General features: G+C 72.9%; 10 protein-coding genes. 7 read left to right on the top strand and 3 right to left on the bottom strand.

The window, feature by feature from the left end:
- Nucleotides 1-167 precede the first annotated feature (167 nt).
- Nucleotides 168-1,793 (bottom strand): penicillin-binding transpeptidase domain-containing protein, encoded by a 1,626-nt coding sequence (locus ABT122_RS32210; RefSeq protein ID WP_351559485.1) that lies wholly within the window; start codon nt 1,791-1,793, stop codon nt 168-170.
- Nucleotides 1,794-1,977: 184 nt separating this feature from the next.
- On the opposite strand from ABT122_RS32210, the gene ABT122_RS32205 reads away from it, so the two are divergent.
- The gene (locus tag ABT122_RS32205; protein WP_351559483.1) at nt 1,978-2,406 is read left to right on the top strand and encodes a PPOX class F420-dependent oxidoreductase; all 429 of its coding nucleotides are present in this window, start codon (nt 1,978-1,980) and stop codon (nt 2,404-2,406) included.
- Between the two features lie 57 nt (nt 2,407-2,463).
- On the opposite strand, the gene ABT122_RS32200 is transcribed toward ABT122_RS32205, so the two are convergent.
- Both ABT122_RS32200 and ABT122_RS32195 read right to left on the bottom strand, forming a co-directional pair.
- Nucleotides 2,464-2,847, bottom strand: coding sequence for a DUF805 domain-containing protein (locus tag ABT122_RS32200; protein ID WP_351559481.1), 384 nt, complete (start codon nt 2,845-2,847; stop codon nt 2,464-2,466).
- A 71-nt stretch (nt 2,848-2,918) separates the two neighbouring features.
- Nucleotides 2,919-4,691, bottom strand: a complete 1,773-nt coding sequence (locus ABT122_RS32195) for a dolichyl-phosphate-mannose--protein mannosyltransferase (RefSeq protein ID WP_351559479.1) — start codon at nt 4,689-4,691, stop codon at nt 2,919-2,921.
- A gap of 151 nt (nt 4,692-4,842) precedes the next feature.
- Between ABT122_RS32195 and rsmI the strand changes: the two genes are divergently transcribed.
- The 6 genes from rsmI to ABT122_RS32165 all read left to right on the top strand — a co-directional run bounded on the left by rsmI (nt 4,843) and on the right by ABT122_RS32165 (nt 10,998).
- Complete coding sequence (gene rsmI / locus ABT122_RS32190) at nt 4,843-5,754, top strand: 16S rRNA (cytidine(1402)-2'-O)-methyltransferase (protein ID WP_502976240.1); 912 nt, start codon at nt 4,843-4,845, stop codon at nt 5,752-5,754.
- Nucleotides 5,755-5,903: 149 nt separating this feature from the next.
- Entirely contained in the window at nt 5,904-6,308 is a 405-nt protein-coding gene (locus ABT122_RS32185; RefSeq protein WP_351559477.1) for a hypothetical protein, read from the top strand.
- 119 nt (nt 6,309-6,427) lie between these two features.
- Nucleotides 6,428-7,294 (top strand): TatD family hydrolase, encoded by an 867-nt coding sequence (locus ABT122_RS32180; protein ID WP_351559475.1) that lies wholly within the window; start codon nt 6,428-6,430, stop codon nt 7,292-7,294.
- A gap of 537 nt (nt 7,295-7,831) precedes the next feature.
- Nucleotides 7,832-9,157 carry a resuscitation-promoting factor gene (locus tag ABT122_RS32175; protein WP_502976241.1) on the top strand — a complete coding sequence of 442 codons (1,326 nt, stop codon included), beginning with the start codon at nt 7,832-7,834 and terminating at the stop codon, nt 9,155-9,157.
- Nucleotides 9,158-9,215: 58 nt separating this feature from the next.
- The gene (rsmA, locus tag ABT122_RS32170) at nt 9,216-10,079 is read left to right on the top strand and encodes a 16S rRNA (adenine(1518)-N(6)/adenine(1519)-N(6))-dimethyltransferase RsmA (RefSeq protein ID WP_351559473.1); all 864 of its coding nucleotides are present in this window, start codon (nt 9,216-9,218) and stop codon (nt 10,077-10,079) included.
- A gap of 13 nt (nt 10,080-10,092) precedes the next feature.
- Nucleotides 10,093-10,998, top strand: a complete 906-nt coding sequence (locus ABT122_RS32165; protein WP_351559472.1) for a 4-(cytidine 5'-diphospho)-2-C-methyl-D-erythritol kinase — start codon at nt 10,093-10,095, stop codon at nt 10,996-10,998.
- The last annotated feature ends 91 nt before the right edge of the window (nt 10,999-11,089 follow it).

Raw genomic sequence — 11,089 nt, 5'->3', positions numbered from 1 at the left:
GCCGACGCTCCGCGTGGGCTCCCTCCTCCGCCTCGCGATCCACGGCACCGGACCCCGCTCACCGATCCGGCCCGATCCGAAAGAAACTCCCCAGCGGCGCTCCGGGGTCCCGGGCACCCGGCTTCACGACGGGCGCGGCTCACGACAAGCGCCCGGCCCACGGTGGTTCAGCGGGCGTTGAGCACCTTCGCGACCACCGGCCCGGCGGCGTCCCCGCCGCGCCCGCCCGACTGCACCACGGCGGCGGCCGCCAGATCGTCGGCGTACCCCGTGAACCAGCTGTTGGACTTGCCCTGGCCGTCCACCTCGGCCGAGCCGGTCTTCGCGCCCTTGTCGCCGGTCACCGCCGCCATGGCCTTGCGTCCGGTCCCCTCGCCCCGGGTGGACGCGCCCATCAGGTCCCGCAGGCCGCTCGCGACGGGGCCCGGCAGCGGGTCGGCCGTGGCCAGTTCGCGGCCGTCCAGGGAGGCGGGCACCAGCACCGGCTGCTTGAAGGCGCCGTTCTTCGCGGTCGCGCTGACGGACGCCATGGTGAGCGCGTTCATCGTGATCCGGCCCTGGCCGATGTACGAGGCGGCGGTCTCGGTGCCCGTCGACTCCGGCACACTGCCGTCGAAGCTCGCGACCCCGGTCCGCCACTCGCGCCCGATGCCGAAGTACGTGCTCGCGGTCTCGGCGAGCGCGGTGTCCCGCTTGCCCTCGCCCAGCGGGGTGACCGCCTTGATGAAGGTGGTGTTGCAGGAGCGCTGGAAGGCCTGCCGGAAGGTGGGCTTCTCGATCTCGAACTTGTTCAGGTTCTGGAAGGTGGCGCCCGCCCACTGCACGGTGGCCGGGCACTCCACCGAGGAGTCCGGCCCCTTGACGGCGCCGTTGTCGAGCATCATCGCCGCCGTGACGATCTTCATGGTGGAGCCGGGCGCCTGGGTGCCGAGCATCGCCGTGTTGTAGCCGGACGCCGGGCTGTTGGCTATCGCCCGTATCTCGCCCGTGCTGGGCTTGACCGCCACCGCCGACGCCTGGCCGTGCTTCTTCACCGCCCGCTCGGCCGCCGCCTGGACCTCCGCGTCGAGGGTGGTCGTCAGGGTGCCCTCCTTGCCCTTGCTCAGGGTGAGCAGGGTCTGGTCCGCCACCCCTTCCCGGGTGGAGGAGATCACCAGCTCGCTGCCGGGGGTGCCGCCGGCCTCCTTGCCGTACTTCTCGCGCAGGGCGGCCAGCACGGGCCCGAGGGAGGGGTGCTTCTTCTCGGTCAGCTCACGCCCCTGGTGGTCCACGGCCCTGACCGGCGGCGCGGCGGACTCGTCCGTCAGGAGCGAGGTGGTCGCCGTCAGCCGGGGATGCACCACGGACGGCTTCCAGTCGACCAGCGGCCGGCCGGTGGTCCTCCCGCGCACCACGGTCAGTTCGGAGCTGTACGACAGGGGCTTGCTGCCGCCGTCGAACGACACGGTCGCCTTCACCGTGAAGGGCACCTTCGGGCCGGCCGGGGTCCCCGGGGTGATCACGGCCCGGGAGACCTTGGCCTTGGTGCGGAAGCCGGTGACATGCGGCTCGGCCTCCACCGGCTTGTTGGTCAGCTGGGCCGCCTCGGGCCCCCGGCCCTCGGCCCACGCGGTGAGGAAGGCGCCGGCCGCCCGGTCGGTCTCCTCGGGGGTGACCGGACCGGTCAGGATCTTCTCCGGCGCCGGCCCGTCGTCGCCCCCGCCGCTCAGCATGGTGTAGCCGCCGTACCCCACGCCGCCCGCGACGGCCAGAAAGACGCCGCCGATGATGGCGACTTTCGCTCCACTGCGCATGGCCCGCAGTCCCCTCCTCAGCAACCGGCCTTTCTTGAACGCGTTCAAGCAGGCATTCCGCCCTGAACCCTACGGGACGGGAGCGAGCCGGGGGCCCGCTTGTTACGGGACCGGGACGTATGCGCCACGGGTCCTCCGGCGTGCCTGACCGCCCGTCACCCCGCACCTGTCGGAATATGGCCAAATGGCGAAAACGATGACGAAGGGCGAGTGGCACGCGTTTGTCTCCGAGGGCACCCGTACCGCGAAGCTCTCGACCGTACGGGCCGACGGCAGCCCGCACATCGCTCCGGTGTGGTTTCTGCTCGACGGGGACGAACTGGTGCTCAACACCGGCAAGGAGTCGGTCAAGGGCCGCAATCTGATCAGGGACGGCAGGGTCGCCATCTGTGTGGACGACGAACAGCCCCCCTTCAGCTTTGTGACGCTCCAGGGCCAGGCGGAGGTGAGCGAGGACCCGGAACAGGCCCGGCACTGGGCCACCCGGATCGCGGAGCGCTATCTCGGCGAGGAGCTGGCCGAGCGGACCGGGGAGCGCAACAGCGGGCCCGGCTCCCTCACCGTGCGGGTCCGGGTCAGCAGGGCCGTGGCGGTCGCCGGGCTCACCGACTGAGCGGACCGCCTGCCTGAGCCTGAGCCTGAGCCGGCCCGGCCCGGCTCAGGCTCCGGCTCAGACGATGTGCGCGTACTTCGGGTTCGGGCCGAACTCGTTGTCGTTCACCTGGCCGTCCAGGAGGTTGAAGACGAAGATCACGGTCGGACCGGCGATCGGGATGAACGAGATCAGATACCACCAGCCCGAGAGACCGATGTCGTGCAGCCGGCGCACCGTCACCGCGAGGCTGGGCAGACCGATGGCCAGGGCGTAGAGCACGGTGAGGACCGGCGGCTCCCAGAGCACGATGTCCAGCGCCAGCAGCGGGATCGCGGTCACCGTCGCCCACAGCGTGAACATCCAGAACTCCTTGCGGCGCGCCCGCCCCCGGAACGTCGCGTACTTCTTCAGGACATCGAGATACCAGTGCACCGCGCCCCCAAGGCTTCGAGTGGTCAACCCGTCCTCATGGAGCAGGGTCAGGGCGCAGAACGTATGTCTCTTGATCAGTTCCGGTCAAACGACATACGTCATACCCAGGTGTCCAGCCACATCCGGTCGCGCCACTCCTCCATCGGGATCGGTGTCCCGGTGTAGAGCGGGTGGAAGTAGATGAAGTTCCAGACGATCAGCAGCACCAGCACCCCGGAGCCGATCGCGCCGATCGCGCGCCGCCGCTCGTCGGAGCCGGGCGGGCCCAGCATCGCGCCGATCATCATCGCCACCGCCAGACAGAGGAACGGCACGAACACCACGGCGTAGAAGAGGAAGATCGTGCGCTCCTGGTACAGGAACCACGGCACCCACCCGGCGGCGACCCCGCAGGCGATGGCGCCCGCCCGCCAGTCCCGCCGGAAGAACCAGCGCCACAGGATGTAGCCGAGCGCGAAACACGCGGCCCACCACAGCAGCGGGGTCCCCAGCGCGAGCACCTCGCTCGCGCACTTGTCCGCCGCGTCGGAGGGGCAGCCGTCCTTGCCCGCCGGCGGGTCCTCGTAGAAGTACGAGACCGGGCGGCCGAGAACGATCCAGCTCCACGGGTTGGACTCGTACATGTGGCCGGACTTCAGATTGACGTGGAAGTTGTAGACCTCGGTCTCGTAGTGCCAGAAGCTGCGCAGCGGGGCCGGCACCCAGCTCATCGAGAACTGCGGCAGATCGATCTGCCCCAGCAGCGGCAGCGTCACACTGTCGGGCGAGAGCCCGGCGCGCTTGTCGGCCCAGCCGCGGTGGTACCCCTTGTCCGTGGCGAACCAGCCCGACCACGACACCATGTAGGTGGCGAGCGCCACCGGCACCGTGGAGACGAAGGCCGGCACCAGGTCCTTGCGCAGCACCGCCCGGTACGGCCGCACCGCGCCCGCCGTCCGCCGGGCCGCGACATCCCACAGCACCGCCATGACACAGAACGCGGCCATCACATAGAGGCCGTTCCACTTGGTGCCCGCCGCCAGGCCCAGCATCACCCCGGCGGTGATCCGCCAGGGCCGCCAGCCGAGCCGCAGCCCCTCGGCGATGTCCGCGTCCGGCCGCAGCACCCCCTCCTCGTCCTCGGGGAGCGCCGCCGCGAGCCGCCGCCGCGCCCAGTCCCGGTCGACGACCAGCGCCCCGAAGGCCGCCAGCACGAAGAACATCAGCACCAGGTCGAGCAGGGCCGCCCGGCTCATCACGAAGTGCAGCCCGTCGACCGCGAGCAGCGCGCCCGCCAGACAGCCGAGGAAGGTCGAGCGGAACAGCCTGCGGCCGATCCGGCAGACCATCAGCACCGAGAGCGTCCCGAGCACCGCGACCATGAAACGCCAGCCGAAGGGCGTGAAGTCGAAGAGCTTCTCCCCGATGCCGATGATCCACTTGCCGACCGGCGGGTGGACCACATAGCCGGGGTCGACGGGGACCTCGACGGCGGAGGGATTGCCGAGGATCTTCTTGTCGATGTCCTTCGGCCAGTGCCCCTCGTACCCCTGGTTGATCAGGGCCCAGGCGTCCTTGGCGTAGTACGTCTCATCGAATATCACCGCGTCGGGCTTGCCCAGGTTCCAGAACCGGAGCACCCCCGCGACCAGCGCCACCAACAGCGGCCCCAGCCAGGCGGAGGCCCGCAGCAGCGGGGCGGCCACCGCCGGGGCGATGCCGAAGACGGGCCAGAGCCGCTCGGACGGGCGGTTGAAGGGGGGGACCAGGCGTTCGCGCAGCCCGATCACGGACGGGGGCGCATAGCCGAATCTGCGCAGCCGGTGCTGCCAGCCGGAGGGCTGCTGCTCGGCGTCCCTGCCCTGGTGGGTCTGTGGCGCGGTACTGGTCACCGCGCCATCGTAGGGAACGTCCGTGCGCGAGGTGTGCTTCCGTCCCCACTCCGGCCGTCCGGAGCCGTCCGCGAACCCGGCGGGAGCCCGCCCCGGGGCGCGGGACCCCGGCGGGGCCGGAGCCCGCCCCGGCCCTGGGACAATGGCGTACGTGACCACTGACCAGCCCCGCGACACGCCCCCCGGCCCCACCGCCCCCACCCCCGGGGCAGGTCTGCTGATCCTCGCCGGCACCCCGATCGGCGATGTCGCCGACGCCCCGCCCCGGCTCGCCGCCGAGCTGGCGGGCGCCGATGTCGTCGCGGCCGAGGACACCCGGCGGCTGCGCCGTCTCACCCAGGCGCTCGGCGTCCACACCTCCGGCCGGGTCGTCTCCTACTTCGAGGGCAACGAGTCCGCCCGTACGCCGGAGCTGGTCGACGCCCTCGCCGGCGGCGCCCGGGTGCTGCTGGTCACCGACGCGGGGATGCCCTCCGTCTCCGACCCCGGCTACCGGCTGGTCGCCGCCGCCGTCGAGCGGGACATCAGGGTCACCGCCGTCCCCGGACCCTCCGCCGTGCTCACCGCGCTCGCCCTCTCGGGGCTCCCGGTGGACCGCTTCTGCTTCGAGGGCTTTCTGCCCCGCAAGGCCGGTGAGCGGCTGACCCGGCTCCGCGAGAACGCCTCAGAGCGCCGCACCCTCGTCTACTTCGAGGCCCCCCACCGACTGGACGACACCCTCACCGCAATGGCCGAAGTGTTCGGAGCGGATCGCCGGGCCGCCGTCTGCCGTGAGCTGACCAAGACCTACGAGGAGGTCAGGCGCGGGCCGCTGGCCGAGCTGGCCGCCTGGGCGGCAGAGGGGGTGCGCGGCGAGATCACCGTCGTGGTCGAGGGCGCGCCCGCCCCCGGACCCGGCGATCTCGGCCCGGAGGAACTGGTGCGCCGGGTACGGCTGCGCGAGGAGGCGGGGGAGCGCCGCAAGGAGGCCATCGCGGCGGTCGCCGCCGAGGCCGGTGTGCCCAAGCGCGAGGTGTTCGACGCCGTCGTCGCGGCAAAGAATTCGGCGCCGCCCGGCCCCTGAGACGGTAAAGGTCTACCGTGGAAAGCAAAGGGAAGACCGGGTTCGGGGCCCCTTGGGCATGGGAAGCCCAAAGAGCCCTCCATTATTCGACAGCGCTGATGCGCTCCCGCCGGAATGGGCGTCCACTGGGTCAGTGGAAAGGAGCTGGCATGAGTGAGATCACGGGCACCGCCAAGGTCCACGAGGCATATGCCTTCTGCTGCATGCGCTGCGGACACGGCTGGGAGCAGGCGTACGAGATCGAGCACCACATCGACGCGTCCGGCCGTGAGTATGTCGTCTACAAGGCGGACGGCCGGCGGGTCCCTTCCCCGCTGTCGAGCCCGACCTGTCTGAACTGCGGGGGGCATGTCGTCCGGATCATGAAGGCCGGGCAGGTCTCGAACGTGCGGGAGCTGACGGAGCGGTTCGAGAGCCCGGCGCGCATCACCCACCCCACCCGGAGCAGGAAGCCGAAGCCGAAGCCGGCGGCCGGGCCGGGGGAGGAGGCGGACGCCAAGCCGCACCACCACTGGCATCTGTCGGACCTCCTCCACCCCTTCCAACGGAGGTAGGCACGGCCGGCGGGGGCAGGGCCGGCCCCGGGGCGGGCCGCCGCCCGGCCCCGGGAGACGGGCGGCCCGGCCGTTCACCGAGGTGAAGCCGTGGGCGCGGGCCTCGTAGGATCGCGCCCATGACGAAGTCCACCCCGCCGCCACTGCCCGAACCGCTCCGGGTCGAGGTCGCCGACTCCCACACCCACCTGGACATGCAGGAGGGCACGGTGGAGGAGGCGCTCGCCAGGGCCGCGGCCGTGGGGGTGACCACCGTCGTCCAGGTGGGCTGCGACATCGAGGGCTCCCGCTGGGCCGCCCGGACCGCCGCCGAGCACGCCGCGGTGCACGCGTCGGTCGCCCTGCACCCCAACGAGGCCCCGCGCATCGTCCTCGGCGACCCGGACGGCACCGCCCGGCAGGGCGTCCGCGAGGCCGGGGGCGAGTCGGCGCTCGACGACGCCCTCGCCGAGATCGACGCGCTGGCGGCGCTGGCGCAGGTCCGCGCGGTCGGCGAGACCGGCCTCGACCACTTCCGGACCGGCCCCGAGGGCATCGCGGCGCAGGAGCGCTCCTTCCGCGCCCATATCGAGATCGCGAAACGGCACAACAAAGCACTGGTCATTCACGACCGGGACGCCCACGCCGATGTTCTGCGGATACTCGCCGAGGAAGGCGCGCCGGAACGCACGGTGTTCCACTGCTTCTCCGGGGACGCGGACATGGCCCGGGTCTGCGCGGCGGCGGGCTATTACCTGTCCTTCGCGGGCAATATGACCTTCAAGAACGCCCAGCCGCTGCGCGACGCCCTCGCCGTCGCCCCGCGCGAACTCGTCCTGGTGGAGACGGACGCGCCCTTCCTCACCCCGGCGCCGTACCGAGGACGGCCCAACGCGCCCTATCTGATTCCGGTGACGCTGCGGGCCATGGCCCGGGTCAAGGGGCTGGACGAGGACACCATGGCGGAGGCGGTGGCGGCGAACACGGCCGAGGCGTTCGACTACTGAGCGCCCGCTCCGCGCCGGGGGTCCGCGACACCGTGTGACCGGCTCGCTTTGGAGAGTCACCGTCCGCTCCGATAGCGTCCGGGCCGCAGGGCCATCGGTCCGACCGGACCCGGACCTTACGGAGCGAGCGTCGTGAACGATCCCAGCGGCTTCAGCGGCTTCAGTGGCACCCGGCCCGGCGTACCCGCCCGGGGCGCGACGCACGCCGACCCGTACACCGACGCGTACCGCCCCGACGAGCCGCACCCCGGGCCGTACGCGGACCCGTACGCCGAGACGCGGGCGCGGGGCCGCGGATACGGCCGGCTCCACGAGGGCCGGGAGGAGCACGGGGGCCACGGGGAACACGGGGAACACGGGGAACACGAGGGACACGGGGAACACGAGGGACACGGGGGCCATCCGCCCTTCCCGCGCCAGAGCGGCCCCCGCCCGGCGCCCGCCGCCCCGGGCCCGTACACCCCGCCACTCGGAACGCTCCCGTACGGAACCCCCTCCTACGAGCCGTACGAGCCGTACGATTCATATGCGCCCGATGTGCCGGACGTGCCGGACGTGCCGGACGTGCCGGATGTACCGGAGGCGCCCTGGCGGCCGTTCCGGACCGGCGACCCCGAGCCCCAGGGGCTGTACGGGTTCCGTGAGCCGTACGAGCCGTACCCGGGGCCGCTGGGCGACCCGCACCCCGGCCGGGCCGCGACCGCGACCGCCGGTGACACGGCGGCGGCGGCCGGTCGCGGCAGACGGCGGCGCCCCGCCCCCGGCCCCGACACCGCGGGTCTGCGCGGGCTCGTCCCCCGCGCCCTGGTCGTCGTCTTCCTCGCGGGCGGCACCTCGGCCTTCGTCGCCAGCGACAAGGCCGTCCGCCTCACCGTCGACGGCCGGCCCCGCACCCTCCACACCTTCGCCGACAGCGTCCAGGAGCTGCTGGACGACAGCGGTGTCGGCGTCGGCGCGCACGACCTCGTGGCCCCCGCCCCCGGCACGGAGCTGACCAGCGGCGATGAGATCGTCGTCCGCTACGGCCGCCCCGTGACCCTGACTCTCGACGGTCACCGCCACCGGGTCTGGACCACCGCCCGCACCGTCGGGGGCGCCCTGCGCCAGCTCGGTGTCCGGGCCGACGGCGCCTTTCTCTCGGCCTCCCGCTCGGCCGCGATCTCCCGCGAGGGCCTCGCCCTGGACGTCCGCACCGAGCGCACCGTGACCTTCATGGCGGACGGCCGCGAGCACACCGTCCGCACCAACGCCGCGACCGTCGCCGAGGCGCTGACCGAGGCCGGGATCGCCCTCGGGGCCCAGGACACCACCTCCGTACCGCCCGGCGGATTCCCCCGCGACGGCCAGACCGTCTCCGTCCTGCGGATCACCGGCACCCGCGAGGTCCGGGAGGAGTCCATCCCCTTCGAGACGGTGACCTCCGCCGACCCGACTCTCTACCGGGGCACCGAGATCGTCTCCCGGCAGGGCGTGCCGGGCGTCCGCCGGGTCACCTACGAGCTGCGCACCGTGAACGGGGTCCGCCAGCGCCCGAGGAAGATCGCCGACGAGGTGGTGCGCCGTCCCGTCACCCAGCGCGTGCTGTCCGGCACCGCCCCCACCCCCCGGTCGGTGCCGGGTGCCGACGGGCTGAACTGGAGCGCGCTGGCCCGGTGCGAGTCCGGCGGCCGGCCCGCCGCCGTCGACTCCTCCGGTGCCCACGGCGGGCTCTACCAGTTCGACACCGGCACCTGGCGCGCCCTCGGCGGCCGGGGGCGCCCCCAGAACGCGCCCGCCGAGGAGCAGACCTACCGCGCGAAGAAGCTCTACATCCAGCGCGGCACCGCCCCCTGGCCCCACTGCGGCGACCGGCTCCACGGGTAGCGCCGCGGCGCGCCGCACCGCGGCCGGAGCCCCGGCCACGGCCCCGTACGCTGTATCGGTGAGCACCACTGAGCCCTCCGACGTACTCCTCGGCCCCGCCGACATCCGCGAACTCGCCTCGGCGCTGGGAGTCCGCCCCACCAAGCAGCGCGGCCAGAACTTCGTCATCGACGCCAACACCGTCCGCCGCATCGTGCGCACCGCCGGTGTCCGCGAGGACGATGTGGTCGTGGAGGTCGGGCCCGGGCTCGGCTCGCTGACCCTGGCGCTGCTGGAGGCGGCCGACCGGGTCGTCGCCGTCGAGATCGACGACGTGCTGGCGTCGGCGCTGCCCGCCACCATCCTGGCGCGGCTGCCCGGACGGGTCACCCGCTTCTCGCTGGTCCACTCCGACGCCATGCGGGTCGACACCCTGCCCGAGGAGCCGACCGCGCTGGTCGCGAACCTCCCGTACAACGTCGCCGTGCCGGTGCTGCTGCACATGCTCGACCGCTTCCCGACCATCGAACGCACCCTGGTGATGGTGCAGGCCGAGGTCGCCGACCGGCTCGCGGCGGCGCCGGGGAACAAGGTGTACGGCGTGCCGTCGGTCAAGGCGAACTGGTACGCGGAGGTCAAGCGCGCCGGGTCCATCGGGCGGAATGTGTTCTGGCCCGCGCCGAACGTCGACTCCGGACTGGTCTCCCTGGTCCGCCGCGATCCGCCGGAGACCACCGCCACCAAGGCCGAGGTCTTCGCCGTCGTGGACGCCGCCTTCGCCCAGCGCCGCAAGACCCTGCGCGCCGCGCTGGCCGGCTGGGCCGGCTCCCCGGCGGTGGCCGAGGCGGCGCTCGTGGCGGCCGGGATCTCGCCGCAGGCTCGTGGAGAGGCGCTGACCGTGGAAGAGTTCGCACGGATCGCGGAGGCGAAGGCGCAGTCATGAGCGGAGGCAAGGCGTGAGCAGCGTTACGGTACGGGTGCCGGCGAAGGTCAATGTGCAGCTGGCGGTGGGCGCGGCGCGCCCCGACGGCTTCCACGACCTGGCCAATGTCTTTCTCGCGGTCTCCCTCTTCGACGAGGTGACGGTCCGCCCGGCGGACTCCCTCACGGTCACCTGCGAAGGCCCCGACGCTGGACAGGTCCCCCTGGACCCCACCAACCTCGCGGCCCGCGCGGCCGTGCTGCTGGCCGAGCGCCACGGGCTCGCCCCCGATGTGCACCTCCACATCGCCAAGGACATCCCCGTCGCCGGCGGGATGGCGGGCGGCAGCGCCGACGGCGCCGCAGCGCTGCTGGCCTGCGACACCCTGTGGGGCCTCGGCTCCACCCAGCAGGAGCTGCTGGAGATCTGCGCCGAGCTGGGCAGCGATGTGCCCTTCAGCCTGGTGGGCGGGGCGGCGCTCGGCACCGGCCGGGGGGAGCTGCTCACCCCGCTGACGGTCGGCGGGGACTTCCACTGGGTGTTCGCCGTCGCCGACGGAGGGCTGTCGACCCCGGCGGTGTACGGGGAGTTCGACCGGCTCACCGCCGGGGTGAGCGTGCCCGAGCCGGAGCCGTCGGCCGATCTCCTCCGCGCGCTGAGCACCGGTGACACCCTCGCGCTGGCGGCGGCGCTCACCCACTCCAACGACCTCCAGCCGGCGGCGCTCTCACTGCGCCCCTCTCTCGCCGAGACGCTCGGGGCCGGGCTGTCGGCGGGTGCGCTCACCGGTCTGGTCTCCGGTTCGGGCCCCACCACGGCCTTCCTCGCGGCGGACGCCGAGGCCGCGCGGTCGGTCGCGAAGTCCCTGACCGAGTCCGGCACCTGCCGCACGGCCCGGGTGGCGTCGTCACCGGTGCCGGGGGCCGTGGTCGTCCGCTAGGGAGTTTCTTTCGGATCGGGCCGGATCGGTGAGCGGGGTCCGGTGCCGTGGATCGCGAGGCGGAGGAGGGAGCCCACGCGGAGCGTCGGCG

It is taken from the genome of Streptomyces sp. NPDC001985 (genome assembly GCF_040296845.1).
GTDB lineage: Bacteria > Actinomycetota > Actinomycetes > Streptomycetales > Streptomycetaceae > Streptomyces.
The sequence above is the reverse complement of the archived record's forward strand: the minus strand, read 5'-3'. Positions and strand labels throughout refer to the sequence as shown.

What these genes read in the sequence shown, in the direction of transcription:
- ABT122_RS32210 (WP_351559485.1), bottom strand. Translation starts at nt 1,793, where the DNA reads ATGCGCAGTGGAGCGAAAGTCGCCATCATCGGCGGCGTCTTTCTGGCC.
- ABT122_RS32205 (WP_351559483.1), top strand. Translation starts at nt 1,978, where the DNA reads ATGGCGAAAACGATGACGAAGGGCGAGTGGCACGCGTTTGTCTCCGAG.
- ABT122_RS32185 (WP_351559477.1), top strand. Translation starts at nt 5,904, where the DNA reads ATGAGTGAGATCACGGGCACCGCCAAGGTCCACGAGGCATATGCCTTC.
- ABT122_RS32180 (WP_351559475.1), top strand. Translation starts at nt 6,428, where the DNA reads ATGACGAAGTCCACCCCGCCGCCACTGCCCGAACCGCTCCGGGTCGAG.